16 protein-coding genes are annotated in these 21,707 nt (G+C 36.9%); 10 read left to right on the top strand and 6 right to left on the bottom strand.

Going from position 1 to position 21,707, the window contains the following annotated elements:
- Positions 1–24: 24 nt before the first annotated feature.
- Positions 25–1,308, bottom strand: a complete 1,284-nt coding sequence (locus tag ACFOW1_RS02865; protein WP_379012200.1) for a glucose-1-phosphate adenylyltransferase — start codon at positions 1,306–1,308, stop codon at positions 25–27.
- Between the two features lie 144 nt (positions 1,309–1,452).
- The gene (locus ACFOW1_RS02860) at positions 1,453–2,865 is read right to left on the bottom strand and encodes a glycogen synthase (RefSeq protein ID WP_379012199.1); all 1,413 of its coding nucleotides are present in this window, start codon (positions 2,863–2,865) and stop codon (positions 1,453–1,455) included.
- Positions 2,866–2,993: 128 nt separating this feature from the next.
- Between ACFOW1_RS02860 and ACFOW1_RS02855 the strand changes: the two genes are divergently transcribed.
- The 7 genes from ACFOW1_RS02855 to ACFOW1_RS02825 all read left to right on the top strand — a co-directional run bounded on the left by ACFOW1_RS02855 (position 2,994) and on the right by ACFOW1_RS02825 (position 12,789).
- Positions 2,994–4,499: an MFS transporter gene (locus ACFOW1_RS02855; protein WP_379012198.1), complete on the top strand. Its 1,506-nt coding sequence runs from the start codon at positions 2,994–2,996 to the stop codon at positions 4,497–4,499.
- Between the two features lie 47 nt (positions 4,500–4,546).
- On the top strand, positions 4,547–5,512 hold the full coding sequence (locus tag ACFOW1_RS02850) for an ROK family protein (protein ID WP_379012197.1): 966 nt from the start codon (positions 4,547–4,549) through the stop codon (positions 5,510–5,512).
- 432 nt (positions 5,513–5,944) lie between these two features.
- On the top strand, positions 5,945–6,343 hold the full coding sequence (locus ACFOW1_RS02845) for a DUF1801 domain-containing protein (RefSeq protein ID WP_379012196.1): 399 nt from the start codon (positions 5,945–5,947) through the stop codon (positions 6,341–6,343).
- 184 nt (positions 6,344–6,527) lie between these two features.
- Positions 6,528–8,294 (top strand): DUF4331 domain-containing protein, encoded by a 1,767-nt coding sequence (locus tag ACFOW1_RS02840; RefSeq protein ID WP_379012195.1) that lies wholly within the window; start codon positions 6,528–6,530, stop codon positions 8,292–8,294.
- A 19-nt stretch (positions 8,295–8,313) separates the two neighbouring features.
- Positions 8,314–10,581 (top strand): DUF4331 family protein, encoded by a 2,268-nt coding sequence (locus tag ACFOW1_RS02835; RefSeq protein ID WP_379012194.1) that lies wholly within the window; start codon positions 8,314–8,316, stop codon positions 10,579–10,581.
- Between the two features lie 152 nt (positions 10,582–10,733).
- Positions 10,734–12,080 (top strand): tetratricopeptide repeat protein, encoded by a 1,347-nt coding sequence (locus ACFOW1_RS02830; RefSeq protein ID WP_379012193.1) that lies wholly within the window; start codon positions 10,734–10,736, stop codon positions 12,078–12,080.
- 13 nt (positions 12,081–12,093) lie between these two features.
- Positions 12,094–12,789, top strand: coding sequence for a HupE/UreJ family protein (locus ACFOW1_RS02825; protein ID WP_379012192.1), 696 nt, complete (start codon positions 12,094–12,096; stop codon positions 12,787–12,789).
- A 343-nt stretch (positions 12,790–13,132) separates the two neighbouring features.
- Here ACFOW1_RS02825 and ACFOW1_RS02820 read toward each other — a convergent pair whose 3' ends face one another.
- The 3 genes from ACFOW1_RS02820 to ACFOW1_RS02810 all read right to left on the bottom strand — a co-directional run bounded on the left by ACFOW1_RS02820 (position 13,133) and on the right by ACFOW1_RS02810 (position 16,030).
- The gene (locus ACFOW1_RS02820) at positions 13,133–14,059 is read right to left on the bottom strand and encodes a hypothetical protein (RefSeq protein WP_379012191.1); all 927 of its coding nucleotides are present in this window, start codon (positions 14,057–14,059) and stop codon (positions 13,133–13,135) included.
- An 814-nt stretch (positions 14,060–14,873) separates the two neighbouring features.
- On the bottom strand, positions 14,874–15,452 hold the full coding sequence (locus ACFOW1_RS02815; RefSeq protein WP_379012190.1) for a hypothetical protein: 579 nt from the start codon (positions 15,450–15,452) through the stop codon (positions 14,874–14,876).
- 176 nt (positions 15,453–15,628) lie between these two features.
- Positions 15,629–16,030, bottom strand: a complete 402-nt coding sequence (locus tag ACFOW1_RS02810) for a hypothetical protein (protein WP_379012189.1) — start codon at positions 16,028–16,030, stop codon at positions 15,629–15,631.
- 970 nt (positions 16,031–17,000) lie between these two features.
- On the opposite strand from ACFOW1_RS02810, the gene ACFOW1_RS02805 reads away from it, so the two are divergent.
- Entirely contained in the window at positions 17,001–17,363 is a 363-nt protein-coding gene (locus tag ACFOW1_RS02805; protein WP_379012188.1) for a hypothetical protein, read from the top strand.
- Between the two features lie 169 nt (positions 17,364–17,532).
- Complete coding sequence (locus ACFOW1_RS02800) at positions 17,533–19,815, top strand: TonB-dependent receptor (protein ID WP_379012187.1); 2,283 nt, start codon at positions 17,533–17,535, stop codon at positions 19,813–19,815.
- Positions 19,816–19,871: 56 nt separating this feature from the next.
- Here ACFOW1_RS02800 and ACFOW1_RS02795 read toward each other — a convergent pair whose 3' ends face one another.
- Positions 19,872–20,585 (bottom strand): ribonuclease H-like domain-containing protein, encoded by a 714-nt coding sequence (locus tag ACFOW1_RS02795; RefSeq protein WP_379012186.1) that lies wholly within the window; start codon positions 20,583–20,585, stop codon positions 19,872–19,874.
- Between the two features lie 42 nt (positions 20,586–20,627).
- Between ACFOW1_RS02795 and ACFOW1_RS02790 the strand changes: the two genes are divergently transcribed.
- On the top strand, positions 20,628–21,608 hold the full coding sequence (locus tag ACFOW1_RS02790; protein ID WP_379012185.1) for a hypothetical protein: 981 nt from the start codon (positions 20,628–20,630) through the stop codon (positions 21,606–21,608).
- Positions 21,609–21,707 lie beyond the last annotated feature (99 nt).

Below are 21,707 nucleotides of genomic sequence, written 5' to 3'. Positions count from 1 at the left end.
GATGTTTTATGTATAAAATGTATATTAAATTACAAAACCATTTGGCAAAATAGCACCTTTCTTCACAACAACAATCCCGTCTTTTACACTGTACAAAGGATGATCTGTGTTTTCCAAATGCTTGCCACCATTAATGCGAACATCATCACCTATACGACAATTTTTATCAATAATGGCATCTTTTATATAGCAACGCTCGCCAATACCTATTTTAGGTATCCCTTTCCCTACATTTTCTTGCATTACTTCAAGGGTTTCGTAAAAATCATTACCCATAATATAACTACTTACAACCGTGGTGCCGTAACCAATACGAGCCCTAATACCAACTACACAATGGTCTAAGCGACTCGCATTAATGATAGAACCTTCTGCAATTAAAGTTTTTTCTAAGGTAGTACCGCTAATTTTTGCAGGCGGCAGCATACGTGGTCTTGTGTAAACCACATTGCTATTGTCGAATAAATTAAACTCAGGGATTTCAGCCGTCAATGCCAAATTTGCCTCATAGAATGAAGCGATATTTCCGATATCTGTCCAATAACCTTCGTATTGATAACTGGCTACTTTATAATTTTCAATAGCATTAGGTATAATTTCTTTACCAAAATCGGTCGCATTTGGATGATGATCTTTTAACAAACTGTTTAACACAGATTTATTAAAAATATAAATACCCATAGATGCTAAATACACGCGACCTTGTTGTTGCATAGCACCACTAGTAGCACTTATCCAATCGCCCAACACATCTTTTTTGGGCTTTTCTACAAACGATGAAATCATACTTGCCTCATCGGTTTTTAAAATACCAAACTCAGTAGCATCATTGGCATGTACAGGTATGGTAGCAATAGAAATATCAGCACCTCTTTGAAGATGGTCTGTTATCATTTCTAAGAAATCCATTTGGTACAGTTGGTCACCACTTAATATTAAAATATATTCAAAATCTAAGTTTGAAATATGACGAAGAGATTGTCTTACCGCATCAGCCGTACCCTGAAACCAACCTGGATTATCTGGTGTTTGTTCGGCTGCCAAAATATCTACGAAACCAGTGCTGAATGCACTGAAGTGGTAGGTATTTTTGATGTGTTTGTTTAATGAAGCCGAGTTAAACTGTGTTAATACGAACATACGATTGATGCCGCTATTCATACAGTTACTAATGGGAATATCTACTAAACGATATTTACCAGCTACTGGTACTGCAGGTTTAGAACGAGAGGCTGTAAGCGGGTATAATCTACTACCTGCGCCGCCACCTAAGATCACTGCAACGATTTTTTTACTTAAAGATGCCATAAAAGTGAGGTTAAAAAGTTTTTTTCATAATTAATTAAGCAATACAAAAAGATAGGATGGAAAGTTAGGACGAAAGCAGTTGACTAACCTAATTTGGTAAAAAAAAATTACATAAATATTTGGTTAACTTCAAAACTTACTTCGTTAAGCATTTCTGTACACATCAGTGTACGCTTCCACAACTGCTTCCCAGCTATGATCTATTTCCATCATGTACTTACGCATCCATCCTAAATGTGTTTTATCTTTATACACTTCAATAGCTCTGTAAATTGCGTGTGCCATATCGCCAACAGAGGCATGATTAAATCTTATACCAAAGCCTTCCCACTCGCCCATATCTTTCACAGTATCTTGTAAGCCACCAGTACTTCTTACCATTGGCACAGTACCATATCTTAAAGCATACATTTGGTTTAAACCACAAGGCTCTACCCTGCTCGGCATGAGTAAAAAGTCGGCAGCAGCATATAATTGGTGGCTTAGCGCTTCATCATAACCAATAACTGCATTGTAATAGCCTCTATATTGATGGGTAATATTATTTAACTCCCATTCTACATGCTTATCACCACTACCAAGTACCATGTAGCAAGCTTTTCCTTGTTGGTGATACAAAGCATTTAAAAAAGCCCCAGGCAAGATATCAGCTGCTTTTTCGCCAACAAGCCTTCCAATAAAAACAAATAATGGCAGTTTTTCGTCTAAGCCATATGTTTCGCAAATCTGTTTTTTATTTTTCTTTTTGCCTGCATCCACCGTTTTTACTGAAAAATTGCTCGTCAGATAAGGGTCTGTTGCAGGGTCCCAAACTTCATTATCAATACCATTTAAAATACCTACACACTTCCCCTTCTCATACTCAAATAAATCTTCTAACCCATTGCTATTATAACGCAATTCTGACATATAACTAGGACTAACAGTAGTTATCTTCCAAGCACATTTTACGGCGCTAGCAAGTGGATTAATCGTATTATTCCAATCTAAATCGCCCCATTTATACCCATCATATGCAGGAATCAAATTGGCTTTATCCCATCCAATCCAACCTTGGTATTGAGCATTGTGAATAGTCAATACCGTTTTTATATAAGCCATCCGTTTAAATGCAAAACAGTTTTTAAGCATAAACGGTATTAAACCTGCATGGTAGTCATGAACATGAATAATATCTGGCTGATGCTGCCAATTATTTAGCCAAGTAAGTACAGCAATCTGGAAAGCGATAAAACGTTCTGTATCATCGTTGTAACCATAAATTTTTTCACGGTCAAGCAAACCATTAATATCTACCAAATACAAATCATAGCCTAACTTATTAGTAGCTTCTTTAATAATGGTGAAATCAAAATAGCGATTACCAATATAAGCACTGCCCTTGTAATCAACTACCCATTGGTTACTGTAAAGAAATTTAGTTCGATACATTGGCATTACAACCTTGGCATAGTGACCAGCTTTACATTGATATTTTGGTAACGCACCTACCACATCGCCTAAGCCACCTGCTTTTGCCATAGGGTAACATTCTGCACTAACGTGAATTATTTCCATATGCTAATCGTTTTTTTGAAAAGAAAATCCAAATTAGGGGTTAATAGTTTTGAAACAAATTTTAACCAAACAATTTTATGTAAATAAAAGTCTTTATTTTCAGCCCCTAACAAAAAAATGTTTGTAATATGAATCAAAAAACTAAATGGGGGCAGTTTGCAACGCTCGTAACCGTATTTTTCTTTTGGGGCTTTGTTGCCGCTAGCAACGATATCTTAATCCCAGTATTTAAAAAAGCATTTAATTTAGAGCAATGGCAAAGCCAATTGGTTGCTTTTGCTTTCTATGCGGCTTATTTTATTGGTTCTATTATTTACTTTATCGTTTCGAAAGTTATTGGTGGCGATATTCTTAATAAAATTGGCTATAAAAACGGAATTGTGATTGGCTTAATCATTTCTGCAATTGGTACTTTATTATTTTATCCTGCGGCAAATAATGCCTCATTTACATTGATGCTATCTGGTTTATTTATTGTAGGGCTTGGCTTCTCGCTACAGCAAATTGCTGCTAACCCTTTAGCCATTGTTATGGGTAATCCCAAAACTGGCTCACAGCGTTTAAGTATGGCCGGTGGTATCAATAATTTTGGTACTACTATTGGTCCATTATTAGTAAGCCTAGCCATTTTTGGCAGTGTAAGTAGCGGTAATACAATAGCAAGTATTAGTAGTGTTAAATTACCTTATTTGGTGGTAGGTGCAGCCTTCATTGTAGTAGCTATCTTTCTAAAACTTTCTTCTGTACCCAATAAAATCGACTTAGAAGAAGTTGCAATCGAAGAGGCAGAAGCAGAAAATAAAATATTACACCGAGCATCTGTTTTTCAATATCCACAATTGGTTTTAGGTATGATTGGTATTTTTGTATATGTAGGTGTTGAGGTTTCTACAGCGAGTAATTTGCCTGAATATCTGCGCCAGCATTTTGAAATTTTAAATGGTAATGCCGTTTTAAAATCGTTGCATTTGGCTGGAGCAAAAGAGTTTACTAACGATTTCAACGCACCTTATATTTCGTTATACTGGGCAAGCTTAATGATGGGTAGATGGACAGGTGCTGTTGGCGCTTTTGACATAAGTGCAGGCTTTAAGAAAATTCTAAACTTCTTAATGCCGTATTTGGCTTTTGGTGTTTTCTTAATTGTAAATTCAATTGCACAACACAATATCACTTCTTTTTATGTATATGGTGTTGTAATTATTGTAATGATAGCAGGCGATATTTTAAGTAAAGGCAGTCCTGCAAGAATGTTACTTATTTTCTCATTGATGGGTATTTCAGCTTTAGTTATAGGTATGTTTACAACGGGTATGATTAGTGTATTTGCATTTGTAAGCGTTGGATTATTTTGTAGCACTTTATGGCCTTGTATCTTTACACTATCCGTTGCTGGCTTAGGTAAGTATACCAATCAAGGAAGTAGCCTATTGGTAATGATGATTTTAGGCGGGGCATTGGCGCCATTACTACAAGGTTGGTTAGCATCAGACCATTTATTAGGTATCCAATTTAGCTACATTGTTGGGGTTGCTTGTTTTGCGTACATGGCTTTTTATGCTGCAAAAGCTAAAAGCATATTAAAAGCACAAGGTATAGATTATGATGTGGTTGCAAAAGGTGGCGGTCATTAATTTTGCAAAGGCGAACATTTAACAATAGACATTAACGAAAGATAACAATGAATACAACAACCCCTCAATATGTAGTAGGTATAGACCTTGGCGGCACTACCGCAAAGTTTGGTATTGTAGATAAAGAAGGTAATATACTTGAACAAGACAGAATAGCTACTGCCAGTGAAAAACCCGTTAACTTTTTTGTAGACGAACTACACAAAAAGTTGCAGCCAATGATTGATAGACATGGTGGCAAAGAAAATTTTATTGGCATAGGTATGGGTGCGCCAAATGGTAATTTATATACTGGCAATATTGAGTACGCAGCCAATTTACATTGGCAAGGCATTGTACCGATTGCACATTTAATTACCGAAAAATTCGATATTAAAACTATCCTTACCAATGATGCTAATGCTGCCGCTATGGGCGAAATGATGTATGGCGCTGCCAAAGGTATGAAGCATTTTATCACCATTACACTCGGTACGGGTGTTGGTAGCGGTATTGTTATTGATGGCAAAATGGTGGTTGGACACGATGGATTTGCTGGCGAACTGGGTCATGTTATTGTACGTCATGGTGGTAGATTACACAGAGGTACAGGTAGCCGTGGGTGTTTAGAATCTTATGCTTCTGCAACAGGCGTGAAAGATACCGCTGTTGAATTTTTAGCAGCAAACCCTACCAAAGTAAGCTTACTCAGAGATTTTGCAGAAGAAGACCTCACTAGCCAAACCGTTTATGAATGTGCAATAAAAGGTGATGAAATTGCAAAGGGCATTTTTGATTTTACTGGCGAAATTTTAGGTGAAGCCTTAGCCAATTTTGTGATGTTCTCTTCGCCACAAGCAATTATTTTGTTTGGAGGCCTTACCAAAGCTGGTAGTTACATTATGAATCCTACCAAAGAAGCCATGGAAAAGAACTTAATCCAAGTATTTAAAAATAAGGTACAACTTATGTTCAGTAACTTAAAAGAAAGTGATGCGGCAATTTTAGGTGCAAGCGCATTGGTGTGGGATTGAATTAATTTTTAATGTCTTAAAATGATTTTGTGGGCTTCGTTGTAGAATTACAACGAAGCCTTTTATTTAAAATCCAAAAATAATTGTTGACGACCCATTTTGCCTATTTGTAAATAAACATTTGCTTTATGCAGATAGCATAGCAGTAGTTTTTTCATATAAAATCATAGTGTAAATTTTTTATGTTATACATAATATTTATAAAAATAAGAATGCGTATTGAAATAAGTTTAGCGATAGCAAGCATAGCCTGCTGATAATAGCTACTTCATTCTATTTAAAATAGGGATGTTTCCCTTTTTTATTAGTGAATCATACCTACAGCGATCAAGCAACAAAAAGAACGTATTAGTAAAAGGTTGAGCCTTTGGTGCTAAAGAAAGAAGAAAAATAAGTATCTTCGATACAACGCATTAACATAAAACAACTGCTATGGCTGAATTAAAAACCAAACAAACCGATGCCAATGTTGAAGCTTTTTTAAACAACATAGAAGATCTTCAAAAACGACAAGATGCATTTACCATTCTTGCTATGATGGAAGCAACTACTAAAGCAACAGCTAAAATGTGGGGACCTGCCATTATAGGTTTTGGTGATAAACGCTTGGTATACAACAATGGTAGAGAATTAGATTGGTTTATCATGGGCTTTTCGCCACGCAAGCAAAATTTTGCACTGTATGTAAGCGCCGCTGTTAAAGACGAACAAGGCTTACTTTCCAAACTCGGAAAATACAAAACTGGTAAAGGTTGTTTATATATTAATAAAATAGAAGACATACACATGCCTGTCTTAACCCAAATTTTGCAACAGGGATTAGAAAAATAAAATCACACCAAAGAACTTGCCTAGCCTTGCTTTTCATAAAAAAGCAAGGTTTTTTATTTGTAAAAAAAATGTGAAAGAATATTAAAAATGATGCAATCTTTTTGCTTCCATCCCTCGTACCTATAAATACCATCTTTCTACCTACTATTTCTTGGCGCTTCATTAACATTTAATGCATTAATTTATGAAAAAAATTTTTCACATCTTCAGATGGAAACATCTTGCAATGATTCCATTAGCAATGTTGCTACACGTTACAGCAAAAGCTTCATCGCACAGAGAAGCACCATTGATTGCCAATGATCCATTGGCCGACAACACCGATGTATATGCGTTTAGAAGTCCAGATGATTCATCTACAGTTACGCTAATCGCTAATTACATTCCTTTTCAATTACCAGAAGGTGGGCCTAACTACTACAGTTTTAGTCCTAATGTGCGTTATGAAATTCACATTAAAAACAAAACCACAACTACTGGTGATGACATTACTTACCGCTTCACATTTACGCAAGTAAATCAAGACGGTACAACCTTTTTTAATATACGTCTAGGACAGCAAAATCTGAAAACTACTTACAAGTTAGAAAAAAGCACCGATGGTGGCAGTACATTCGTAACAATTGTAAATAGTGGGATTGTACCGCCACCAAACATTGGTCCACGTTCTATTGAAAATAGCACAGTGGGTTTAGGTAGCAATTACAATACCCTTATGACCAACGCTATTGCTACGGCAACCACTGGCGAGAAAGTATTTGCAGGCCCTGCTGATGATCCGTTTTTTGTGGATTTAGCAGGTGCATTTGATGTAGGCAACTTTAGACCAGAAGGTAATAATACCAATCCCACAAAAGATGGTTTGGCGCGTTTTAACGTTCACAGCATTGCTATTAAAGTGCCAATTAGCTCTTTACAAAAAGACGGCAAAACAACAGCACAAGCGACTAGCATTTTAGATGGTGATTTTGTAATTGGCGTATGGGCAAGCGCAAGCCGTCAGCAAATAAAAACATTGGCAAGCGACGGTAGCGGTACAACTAGTTTCTCAGGCAATTGGGTACAAGTATCTCGCTTGGGCATGCCATTAACCAATGAAGCAATTGTTCCAGTTGGTCAAAAAGACAAATGGAATACAATAAAAGCCAATACGTCTGGTGAAGGTGCATTCATCCCTTATTTCAAAAATCCAGAGTTGGCGTTATATATGGATGATTCTCAATTTGGCGGTGCAGTGCCTTCTTTGAATGCCTTACGAATTCAACAAAAATCATTGGGTGCATTCGATTTTAGAAACGGTAAAAAAGGTTTGTATGGCTTAAAAGGTAATCCTGCTTTAGATGGTACTGCGTTAAGTGAAGCCAATTTTGGTAGCGTATTATTACCAGATAGCACTAGCCCACGTGCCGTTGATTTATTACCAATATTTTATACTGGCGTGCCAAATTTGGCGCCTTATCAGTTGGCAACAGGCAAACCAGCGGGCAGCCCATTATCTGTAGGTAAACCTTTTATCAATAACTTTTTGCCAACTTTTGGCGATATGTTACGCCTCAACATGGCCGTACCAGTAACCCCAAGAAATAGTGCAGATTTTAGCTCACTTGGTTTGGTACAAGCAGCCGTTTTAGGTTTAACCGATTCCCGTTTCACATCAAGCGGTACTGCATTGCAGTTTATTCCAAATATGGATGGTTTCCCTAATGGTAGACGCTTGGAAGATGATGTAACCACTATCGAATTGCAAGCGGTATCTGGTGTGGTATTAGCAGCTATTGGTTTGTGGTACGATGACTACTCAGTAGGTCAAAGCCCTGTCACACCAAGATTGTTAAACGTACTAAGTTTTAGCGCAGGTCCTACTAAAAACGATACCACATTTAAGCCATCTTTCCCTTACGTGCAAACGCCATGGAGAGGTTATGATTACACTTCAAAACCAAGGTTCTAACTTATCTAAATAAAATTTTATGAACAGAATTATAAAACTATTCACGGCTACTTTGGTTTGCATAACACTTAGCCAAAGTGTTGTAAAAGCCTCTTCTCATAGAGAAGCGCCATTGATTGCCAATGATCCGTTGGCAGATAATACCGATTTGTATGCTTTTAGAAGTCCTTCGGATTCTAGCAAAATTGTACTAATCGCCAATTACATCCCTTTTGAGCATCCTGCTGGCGGTCCTAACTGGTATACATTTGGTGAGAATATTCGTTACGAAATTCACATTAAAAACCAAACGGCTACCACTGGCGATGATATTACCTATCGCTTCACATTTACGCAAGTAAACCAAGATCCTACTACGTTTTTCAATATTCGTTTGGGTCAGCAAAATATAAAAACGACGTATACCTTAGAGCGTAGTATTAATAATAGTGGCGTATTCACTACAATTGTTAGTAATGGGATTGTTCCGCCACCAAATATTGGTTCGCGTTCTATCGAAAATGGTACGGTAGGTTTGGGTGCTTCTAATTATGATGCATTAATGACTGCTGCCATTGCCACTGCTACCACTGGCGAAAAAGTATTTGCAGGCCCGGTAGATGATCCATTTTTTGTAGACTTAGGCGGTGCATTCGATGTTGGCGGCTTTAGAGCTACTGGCAAAGATGGTTTGGCTAAGTTCAACTGTCATTCTTTGGTAATAGAAGTACCTATATCAACTTTACAAAAAGATGGCAAAACAACTGCACAAGCAAGTTCTATTCTTGACCCTGACTTTGTAATTGGTGTGTATGCTAGTGCTAGCCGCCCTTCGATTACTACATTCGATTCTACGGGTGGTAACCCTGTGGGTTCTGGTAGTTGGGTACAAGTATCTCGTTTGGGTATGCCATTAACCAATGAAGTGGTAATTCCTATTGGCCAAAAAGACAAATGGAATGCAACGTCACCAAGTAATGACTTACAATTTGCCACTTACTTTAAAAATCCTGAATTAGCCTTATATATGGATGATTCTCAGTTTGGTGGTGCCGTACCAGGTTTGTCTTCTTTACGTATTCAAAGTAATTCTTTAGGAAGTTTTGATTTTAGAAATGGTAAACCAGGTTTATATGGCTTAAAAGGTAATCCTGCTTTAAATGGTACAGCTTTAAGCGATGCAAATTTTGGTAGTATTTTATTGCCAGACAATGCTAGCCCTCGTGCCGTAGACATTTTACCCATTTTTTACACGGGTGTACCAAACTTAGCGCCTTATCAATTAGCCACAGGCAAACCAGCAGGTAGTCCTTTATCAGTTGGTAAACCATTTATCAATAACTTTTTACCAACACTTGGCGATTTATTGCGCCTAAACATGGCAGTGCCAGTTACGCCAAGAAATAGTCCCGACTTTAGCTCTTTAGGTATTGTAAAAGCGGCGGTGTTAGGTCTAACAGATGCTCGTTTTACAGCAAGTGGTACAGCATTACAATTTATTCCAAACATGGATGGCTTCCCTAATGGTAGACGCTTAGAAGATGACGTAACCACTATTGAATTACAAGCTGTATCGGGTGTAGCACTTGCTGCTATTGGCTTGTGGTACGATGATTACAATACAAATGGCAACAACCCAGTATCTAATCAATTAGTAAATGTGATTAGCTTTAACGCAGGTGTTACAGCCAATGATACCACTTTTAAAACTGGCTTCCCATATGTACAAGCGCCTTGGCGCGGCTTCATTGGTGCCAATTATGTAGGCCCTGTAAATACCCCTTTACCAGTAAATTTTGTTGATTTTACTGCAAACATTTCAGGAGATAATGTTGTGCTAGATTGGCAAGTAACCAACGAAGTGAATAACAACCATTATGATATAGAACAAAGTACTGGCGCTAGCTTTAGTAAAGTAGGAACAGTGAATGCAACAGTTGGTGGCGGCATTAAAAACTACAGTTTTACGCACACCACGCCTACTAAAAATGCTACTAACTATTACCGTATTAAACAAGTAGATAATGATGGTAAATTCAGCTACTCGCCTATTCGCTCCGTACGATTTGACAGCAAAACCGAATTAACGGTTACCCCAAATCCTGCAAGTAGCTTTATTAACATTAGCAGTACACAAAACAATATCAACATCAGCATATTTGATGGTAATGGCAAAAAAGTTGCGACTAAACTATTAACCTCTGGCAATGCACGTATAGACATATCTAGTTTATCAAGCGGAACATACATTATAATCGCGGAAAGCAATGGTGCTACCGTTGCCTCTAAGAAAATAGTGAAACAATAATAACACCCCGTATTAAATCCAATGCTAAATAACCCAGCCTTTTGGCTGGGTTATTTTTTTATACCAGTTATTTCTTTTTCAATCCAAACCACTTTTTATAATAGGCCGTATGTATTTAAAACCTATACACTTCATCTGAAATTAAATAACACATGAAAAAGAAAAACATCTACTTATTAAGCATTGCTGTTTTTATAATAGCTACAACTGCCATCGTTATTAACTACAATCAAAAACAAAAAGCAAAAGAAAGTTACATTTACGAATTACTCGACCGCAAAGGACCAGCAGCACAAAGCAAAGAATTTCTAGCCGTTAAAAAACGTGCTACAGACCTTATTGCAGCTTTGGCATTAAACCCAAACGATACTAAATCATCTTTAAAATTAGCATCGCTTTATATTCAAGAAGCGAGAGAAACTGGCAACTATGTATATTACGATATGGCTGCAATGCACCAACTAAAAAGTGTATTAAAATTAGAACCAGACAATTTTAATGCATTGGTATTTAAAGCCTTAATAGAAATGAGCCAACACCACTTTGCAGATGGCTTAACTACCGCTGCCAAAGCAAGAGCTATTAATCCTTACAACGGCTATATATATGGCCTATTGGTAGATGGCAATGTAGAAATGGGTAGATACGATAGCGCTGTTGTGTATGCTGATAAAATGGTATCGGTTCGTCCAGATTTAACCTCATATTCTAGAGTATCGTATTTAAGAGAAATTTATGGCGATTATACTGGCGCTATTAAAGCGATGAAAATGGCCGTAGAAACTGGCGGCGCTGGCGATGAACATACCGAATGGACACGTGTACAATTAGGTAGCTTGTACGAAAAAGTAGGCGATTATAAAAAAGCCGATACGCTCTACCAATACTCACTAGCGCTAAGACCAGGTTATGCCTATGCCATTGCGGGTTTGGGCAGAGTGGCTTTGGCTAATAAAGATTATAAAAAAGCCATTGGCTATTTTGAGCAAGCAGATTCTTTGATTAATGACAACGCCATGAAAGAAGAGCTAGTTGATATTTATCAAATAACGGGCGATAGTGCGAAAGCACAGGTGATAGCCAATGCGGTGATTGCAGACTTAAGCAAAGATGCCAAAGCCGCTAATGATGATGAAAATATTGGTCACTATGCGGATAAAGAATTGGCTTATGCCTACCTAAAAATTAAAGATGTTGATAAGGCTTTAGAACATGCGCTATTAGAATACAACCGCAGACCAGACAATATTGATGTAAACGAGGCCGTTGCTTGGATGTATTACAATAAAGGTGACTACACCAAAGCATTACCATATATAAAAGTGGCTTTAAAAACCAATTCTAAAAACCCCACATTATTAAGCAGAGCAGGATTAATTTTTTATAAAGCAGGCGATAAAACAATGGCCAAAACCCTATTGCAAGCAGCAACAAGCAGCAATGCGTATATTGCACAAAGCTTGCGTACAGAGAGTATAGAAGCTTTCAAAACTTTATAATTATTCTGCTTTTATGAGATCAAATCATTGGTTGCTTTTACCAAGTAGTAAGCAACAAAAGTTGATTGGCATTAGTCTATTGTTGCTATTCATCGCCAATTATAGCTATGGGCATACCATTAATTATTCGCTAGAAAAAGCCCCTACCGAACATGTGGTATTATTTTACCTAAAACTTGGTTTTAGTCACATCCTACCTCAAGGTTTAGATCATATATTGTTTGTAATTGGGCTTTGTTTACTTAGCAATAAAGTGAAAGTCATTTTGTGGCAAGCCACGGCATTTACATTAGCTCATTCTATCACGCTAGCATTGAGCATGAAAAGTATTATTGTAGCGCCTAGCGCAGTGGTAGAGCCTATTATCGCCCTATCTATTTTATTCGTAGCCATAGAAAATATGCTATTAACAGAACTAAAACCTTGGCGCATTTTACTAGTGTTTTTATTTGGGCTCATTCATGGGATGGGTTTTGCGAGTTCGCTAAACGAAATAGGCTTACCCCGCAATCAATTTGCCCTATCTATCCTATCTTTTAACATTGGGGTTGAGTTGGGACAAATCAGCATCATCTTGGCCGTATTTGCTTTATTGGTAGTCCCATTTGGCAAAAAAAAGTATTACAGAAAACGCCTTGTTTACCCCATCTCTATTGCTATTGCTGTAACAGCTTTGTATTGGACGATTGAGCGAGTATTTTTTGTGTAGCGCTAGGCATTGTATTGTCTGACCCGTCTTGAATTTAGTAGACTCGTTAAGTGTGTAAATTCTGTAGTTCGTCTACTAAAATAAAACATCTCCTGAATAATGTTGAGGAATTAGTTTTTTTGCCTTTAAGCTATGGGCTCTAAGAGGCTATTTTGGTTTTAGTAAATGCTACTACTATTAAAACGGCGTAAACAAGCCCTACGCCGAGTGCAAAGACGATATACTATCCAGAGGTAAAGGTTTTTGCAGTAGTAAAATCTGGTAGGTTGTACAACGATAATTATTCAAAAAATTTTGCCTGATTTATTTGGTTTTTTACACAGTTCGTGGTGGTGGCAGTACTTTATCCTTTGTTTGCATCCTCATCTAAATGAACCCAGTCAAAAAAATCTGGATGCTGGTCATAAAGTTGTTTGAAAAGTCTTTGATTTGGCAAATATTTTAAAACACTTTTGATTGCCTGAACTTCATCATTTCTTTGATGAGTTTGTAAATTCATTGAAAGAGAAATTAAGGCAAATGCGATTGAATCATATATTTTTGAAATATAGAGTTCGTTATAATTACCGAGAATTTGAATACCCCATTCTATATTTTCACTTTTATTAGTTGTGTTCTGTTTTATTTCTTTAAAGCAAAATATTCCTAAATTTCTGTTGATAATATTTTCACGTTCAATTAAAATTATGTGTCGCATAACCTCTCTTTTTTGCTGCAAGGTTTCATGATTATCAATATCGTTAATACTTATTGTAACTAAAGGATTGCCTAAATCTATTCTATACCTCTTGCCATCACCTTTATTCGTTTCCCATTTTTTAATAGCTGTCACTTCAGGTAGTTCTCTTCGTTCGTTTTTTTCTCTGTTGCTTGGCGTAAAGACAATTTGACTACAGTTGATGTCCCCTTTCCCATATAAAAACCAAATACCAGTCGTGTCATAAATACTGAGTAGTTTTTCTTCGACGTCAATAAAGCCGATAAAAAATGGTGTCGAATGATTAAATAGCCAAGAGATGTCTTGTTGTTTCCACTTGTTTACAGACTTGCCATATTTTATTTCAAACTTACTGCCACTTTTTATCTGAATAGTGAAAGGGAAGTCAAATGTCAACAAGCCATTTGTTTCATCTGAGAGACTGCAATAAAAATCATAGCCGTCGTCAAATTGACGTCTTTGTGGATTTGCAATTCCTAATAAAGACAAAAGGAAATCTGCAAGAATCTCATAAACATTGCCTCGGTGTGTCGGTGGTAAATGTACAGGCATTTAGAATTTGATAATTAAAAGTTTTAGTCAGGAAGTGGTTGTCAATCGCATTCCCATCAACGTAAACATATATGATATTAGGCGCAATATCAAATATTTTCTTGCTGCTGATTATTAATGTATTAGTCTTCGACTTTTTGTATTGTCGTTGTCACAATCCAATCTATTCGCCATTTGTATTGTCGGGTATTCACCAGTCTTCGCCTATCAATATTATTTTCAAGTGTTTCGTGAGCACACGAAACACGGCTGTCGGCCAAGGATGTAAAATTGAGGTAGATATGCCCCTTCCATTTTTAAGAGGCTTTTTCATTTTGGTAGGGTAGATGTATTTGGTGGGCGGTTTTACATTTATATCTACCCGCTTTTACCGCTTGCAAGCACCTACAGCTTCATGCATCAACCTTTTTATTTCATTCATGCACCTATAGCTTCTTGCACCAACCTTTTTACTTCAATCATGCACCTATAGCTTCTTGCACCAACCTTTTTACTTCATGCAAGCAGCTACAGCTTCTTGCATCAACCTTTTTGGTGCATGCAAGCGGTTATCATACCTTGCACGCACCAAATTTGTGAGGGGGGGTACCGCTAACGGGTTAGCATTGGCGTTGGGGCGGAATTTGAAAAACCGTCAGCCTGAACTGCTGCTAGTTTGAAATTAAAACAATTATGTTTGATTCTGCAGCCTAATTTATAAAGTCATGCTTGGAACTAAAGCCATTTTTTTGCTGCTGCTTAACACCTGTGTTCCGTCCGCCGACTTAACGCCAATGCTTCTGTTGGCTGTAGCTGTTTATAAATTTTTGTTTATTTAGTTATTTAAAAATGCAAGATCAAAATAATATTTCTTACGATTTATTTTGTCAACAAACAACGTTGTGCTTTTTTGCTGTTCTAAGTGAAACATTAACGTTACTCTGTCTTTATTAATAACCCTGCTTACAAATATTTCTTCTTGTCCTGTTTGATTATTTTGGTAATTAAAAAATATTATTGACTGATTAATTTGAATTTGTTCAACATTATGTGATGGTTTGGTAAAGGCATCTAACACTTGTATTTCTTGTCCGTAACCGAATGAAAACAATTCGTTTGGAGTTTCGAATTTATCTTGTTCTTCTGTGTAATTGTTTTCTTTTATTTCGCATTGCGAGAAGTCAACGCGAATTTTGTTACCATTCTCTTTTAAGTCGGCGATTTGTTTTTGTAAAGTCAATTGTATGCGTGTCGGCACATTTCGTAGTAATAAAGCTGCAATCATAAACATTGCAAGGCCTGCTAAGTAAAATAAAAACGGATAAGGAATAACTTGTCCGGAGTACTTTCTGAAAAATGTAACAATCAATAAACCAAGTCCAAATAGAATACAAGCAAGAATTCGTCTGAGCATAAAATTTTGGTATGTCAAATAAAGTTATAGCTAACGTTTTGGGGGTTTGCAATGGCGGGGAGTTTTAGTACTAAAGTTCATTCGGAGAACTGAACTTCCTCCTTGCACAAATGTGTCTGCGAAGCACTGCACCCCCGCTATCGCAAACCCCTTGTTAGCAGTAGGACATCTGTCCGTCATGTGTTTGCTATAAAATACCAATGGTCTGCAATTTTAGTTATTTCTATTGGGTCGTAAAAGATAGTGCTTGCACCAAATTGTCCGACTTTAAATTTTGACATTATTTTTTCGTCTGGGATATAAACGAAGCCTGCTGAATTGTCTGTCAGCCCACGAAACGTGTAGAAAAAAACACAGGTTGTATTGTCTATGCTCTCAACTACTACGTTTGCTGAACCAGCAGATAAATTTTCATATTCTGTTGGAATTTCAACACGTGATGATTTGTCCAAGTCGTAGGGAATAGTCTTGTCGGTAATCATTTTTACTATCTTTTCTCTCTCACTAAGTTTCAACCTGAAGTCAACTTCAAGTGTCAGCCAGTTAAATGGGAAAAAGAAAATAAACGCAATTGTCAAGATGCTAAAAAAGAAAGGGAGAAATGGTCTGTGGACCTTATTTCGTTGTCGAACCCAATAAATTATTGAGAATAATAAAAGTATCAGAAGTCCTAAATAACCAATGAGGATTGTCGGTGTATAAAAGAATATGAAAAACGAATTGATTAAAAGACTTTCAAACAACTTTATTGTCGTCAAAATGACTGTCCACCAAAGAGTCAGTTTGAATATTGTCGATGATGTTGATTTCGGTTTGTCTGTCGTCATTGGCTTACTGCTAATGCAAGTATATATGATATTAGGCGCAATATCAAATATTTTCTTGCTGCTGATTATTAATGTATTAGTCTTCGACTTTTTGTATTGTCGTTGTCACAATCCAATCTATTCGCCATTTGTATTGTCGGGTATTCACCAGTCTTCGCCTTTGTAACTGTCTTCACGTATCAATATTGTTTTCAAGTGTTTCGTGAGGGCACGTTACTCTGCTCAGACAAATTCCATGAATCATTTTAAAAAGGCGTTCAGCCTATTTTTTCCAAACAAGCCTTCCTGTGAGCAAACAGTAGTTCCTATTTTCCTAACGCTAGTTTACTTTATGCTCACTATAGTTCCTGTACACGAACTGTAGTTCCTGTTTTCTAAACAACTGTTTGCTTTTTGGTAACTGTAGTTTCTGTACAAGAACACTAGTTCGTAAAAATGAACAGGAGTTCGCTGTAGCGAACTCCTGTTACCTTATGGCAGCATCTTATTGGTAAATTATTTACTATTAGTGCTTATTGGTTTTCTATCCCGCCGCTGTTGGTGTTCTTCACCAACAGCATACTTCGCTTATCTAGATATTAGCTTTCCCATTTTGAAATATAAATAATGTAACTATTTCGCCGCTATTGGTGTTCTTTCTAAAAGCCACAATAGTCACCCAAAATAGCATCATAAACATACCATCAATCCAACTACCCTATTTTACCGTACTTTTAAATCAATGAAACATGTATTATCATATCTGTTATTGCTAGCCTATAGCACGGTGATGTTAATGCCTGTTTTACCCTATGTATCAGATACGGTGGCACATACATTTTGGCTGTACGAACATATTTCTACCGTGCACTACGAGCATGGTAAATACCACACCCACTATGAGGCCGCGGCCATCGCTAAAAAAACTGCGGGCGACAAAACAACGCCACTTTCAAAATATACCAATAGCGCAGATGATCATGATATGGCAAGTATCACGTATCAGTATTTTTGCCCAATAACTGCCAAACCATCCTTTATTAGTTATAATCTTATAGCTATTGCCACGCACTTGTTTAGTGATTATCCGCCTCCCAAATGCTAATGTGTTCGCTTTTATTGTTTCGTGATGGTTTCAAGCAACTAGTATAGCCAAATGGCTATGGTAGTCGATTCTACGCAGTAAACTGCTTAGCAGCTTTAACGTTCATAACCATTATTAAGCAATAGCCACTTTTTAAAGCAACACCATTCGTCATTTTATTTAAATTTTAATGAAACAGAAATTGACCTCAATTTTTATAGGCTTTGTTGTGTGCATTTCTATGGGTCTATCAATTGGTCATGCGCAAACTATGCTAAGCTGTAAAGTTTTGGATAGTAAAACCAACCAACCCATTGAAGGCGCTATTGTAACGCTGCTACCGCAAACCATTACCACCCTCACAGATGCAAGGGGTATTTTTGTATTTAAAGGAAGGTTTGAGGCTAGCAATAGCGTTACAATAGATAATATTGGGTACACAAAAGCCACTTTTACCATTCAGCAACTACAAAACAGTAAAACGGTTGCGCTTACACAAAAGCAAATTTTATTGCAAGATGTATTGGTAGCCAACAATGCCGGCAATCAATATAAGCCCATTAGCAAAACGGATATTGCCATGCGCGGCGTCAATAATTCGCAGGAAGTATTAAGAATTATTCCGGGTATTGTTATTGGTCAGCACCAAGGCGGTGGCAAGGCAGAACAAATTTTTTTACGTGGCTTTGATGCCGATCATGGTACCGATTTTAGATTGGATGTAGATGGCATGCCCATTAATATGGTATCGCATGCACATGGGCAAGGTTTTGCGGATAGTCATTTTATTATTCCAGAAACAATAGAAAATGTGGATTTTAAAAAAGGGCCCTATACGGCTAGCAAAGGCGATTTTACTACCACAGGTTTTGTAGATTTTAATACCAAAAATGCGCTAACGAATAATTTGGTAAAACTAGAAGCAGGTATGTTTAACACGTATAGAGCCTTGGGTATGTTCAATTTGCTCAACGAAACCGCCAAACAAAAACAGCAATCTTGGTATGTTGCATCAGAGTATCGTTATGCAGATGCTTATTTTGATCATCCACAGCATTTTAAGCGGTTTAATGCATTTACCAAATACGTTGGTAAACTCTCAAACAATACCACTATCATCGCCTCAGCCGCTAGTTTCTGGACAAAATGGGATGCTTCTGGCCAAATACCCGACAGAGCTGTAAATAAAGGTATCATTGGTTTTTATGGTGCCATAGACCCTTTTGAAGGCGGCGAAACTTATCGTACCAATGCGAATGTGCAATTGGTAACTTCTTTAAAAAATGGAGGTATTTTAAAAAACCAACTGTATTATTCAAATTATCATTTTGATTTACATACCAACTTCACCTTCTTTTTGGTAGATACTACCAATGGCGATGAAATACGACAAAAAGAAGCAAGAGATATGATAGGTTATAATGGAAGTTATCAACAACATGGCTTTATAGGTAATACCAAAATAACTACAGAAGTTGGCGCCAATGTTCGTGCAGATATTACCAACAACTCGGGCTTATCGCACACAAAAGACCGTTATATTACTTTAAACAAAATTAAACTGGGCAATATATCTGAGTTAAGCATCTCGCCTTATGTTAGCGAAACGTTTAGTTTTAATGACCATTTTAGCCTCAATGCTGGCCTGCGTTTCGACCAGTTTTACCACCAGTATAATAATAAATTAGCCAATGATACTACATTACCGGGTATTGGTATTTATAAAGCAAACGCCAATACGGTGAGCCCAAAATTGAATCTATATTACCATGTAAATGATCGCCTACAATTGTATTTTACTTCAGGCAAAGGTTTTCATTCTAATGATACAAGAGCGGTTGTTATCAAACATGGTTATGATATCTTACCATCGGCTTATGGCTCAGATGTTGGATCGGTATTTAAGCCTACTAAAAACCTAATTATCAATGCGGCAGTTTGGTATATTTATTTGCAGCAAGAATTTGTGTACAATGGCGATGGCGGCGATGCGAGTTTTAACGGTAAAACTGGCCGAATAGGCTTCGATTTTTCTGGACGTTATCAACCTGCAAAATCGTTATATGTGGATGTGGATGTCAATTATGCACATGGCCGTTCTTTAAGCGATCCTAAAGGCCATAATTATATTCCGCTTGCACCCGTTTGGACAAGTACAGGTGGTATCACGTATGGATCTAAAAATGGCTTTAATGGTAGTTTACGGTATCGTTACACAGGTGATAGGCCGGGCAATGCCGATTATAGTCTTACGGCTGTGGGGTATTTTATTACGGATGCTGTAATCAATTACACCAAGCCAAAATATGAAATTGGTTTGGTAATAAACAATGTTTTAAATACCAAATGGAAAGAAACGCAATTTGATACTGTAACACGTTTAAAAGGCGAATCGCAGCCCGTTGACGAAATGTGTTTTACAGCAGGTACTCCTTTTTGTGCCAAGCTAAGTGTTGCCTACTTTTTCAAGTAAATAATTTTCATAAAATAAGCAAGCCCTATCAGCTTTGTGCTGCATAGGGTTTGTTTTTATGTTACAATAACCACATTAGCAGCATCTAACAAAGGGAGGTTTTTAAACCGAAGAATCACATTAGCAGTCACTACCACATCTCGTTGACAGTAGTCTACTATGCGTTGTAAATTTTTTTCTTTATAGTACACATCTTGCACCATACTGCCATCCATGTCTGTTTTAGAAGTAGGAATACCCAACACATTGGCTAATAAATGCAGCGAAATATAATTTTTGTAGTCACCAAATTTCCACCATGTGAGGGTATCAAACATTTTCACATCCCAAGGTCGCTTGTCTTGTAGTTGGAGATATTCAGGTAAAGGCAATCTATTAATCAATAATCTTCTACAGATAAAAGGAATATCAAATTCTCTAATATTATGCCCGCCAAACTGAAATTGTTTTTGGTGTGCGTACATTTTATCGCATAGTTTAACAAAATCTTGCAACAAGGTGCGTTCATCGTCGCCATACACACTTTTCATTTTTAAACAGATTGCTTTCTGCTCATTTTCGTAGAAAAACGCAGTAGAAATACAAATAATTTTTCCAAATTCTGCTAGTATGCCCGCCTTCATTTGATAGCTATCTTCGGGGGCCATATTTTCTGGCACGGTTTTAGAAATTTTTTCAAACCAGAGACTTTGCCACTCAGCATTAAGACTATGATAGTCAGCTTCTGCAGGAACGGTTTCTATGTCTAACAATAATAAATTGGCTAGCATACTAAAATCAAATTATTTTTATTGACTTAAAAAACAAAAACTATGAGTTACACTCCCTCTGCAACACCACAGAATTACCAACAACAACCTAAAGATAATCGTAATCTGATATACGGCATTCTTGTAGGCGCATTATTATTAACATGGGGCTACATGATTTACGATAAAAGCCAAACAAAAGAACAGGTGGCACAAAAAGACGCACAAATTGTAAGTGTAAGCAGTGCGAAAGATTCTATACAACAAGAATATAATTTAGCTTCCGCCAAGCTTGATTCTATGGCTGGCACCAATGTAAAATTGGAAGGTGCTTTGGCAGAAAAAAATAGTGATATCATTAAATTAAAGCAAAATATTAATGGTATTTTGAAGAAGAAAAATGCAACAGATGCTGAATTGAAACAAGCGAAAGCTATGATTGCTGAATTGAATGGTAAGATTGACAATTTGTTTGCAGATTTAGAGAAAGCAAAAGCTGAAAACCAACAATTAACAGCAACAAATACACAATTAAATAGCGATAAACAACAATTATCAGCTGAAAAACAAGCGATTGCTGATAACCTTGCCGCTACTGATGCCGCTAAAAAAAATGTAGAAGATTTGGCCTCAACGCTACACGCATCTAATATTTCTATTGCTGCAATTAATGTAAAAAACAATGGCAAAGAAAAAGAAACCACTACTGCTAAACGTGCAGATTTGTTAAGGTTCTCATTTGACCTAGACGAAAATCGCGTAGCACCAAGTGGTATTAAACAAATATATATTGCAGTAGTTGGGCCAGATGGTAAAGCCATTAGCAACGGCACAAGTTTTACCACAAGAGATGCTGGCGATAAATTGTACACTGAAAAAGTAGAAGTAACTTACGAACAAGGCAAACGTAAAAACGTAAGTTTTGATTGGAAACAAAAAGATGCAAACTACCAAGTAGGTGACTATAAAATTCAAATTTATCACAATGGTTTCAAAATAGGCGAAGGCACAAAAACCTTAAAAAAAGGTGGTTTATTTGGTTAACCAAATTATTACTTAAAAATATTCAAAGGCAACCCTATTTCGGTTGCCTTTGTTATTTAGAGGATATAATAATTGAAGTGTTAATTTGCACAAAAAATT

The sequence above is a fragment of the Parasediminibacterium paludis genome, assembly GCF_042651445.1.
Taxonomy (GTDB): Bacteria; Bacteroidota; Bacteroidia; order Chitinophagales; family Chitinophagaceae; genus Parasediminibacterium; species Parasediminibacterium paludis.
This window is presented reverse-complemented; position numbering and strand designations above follow the sequence as displayed.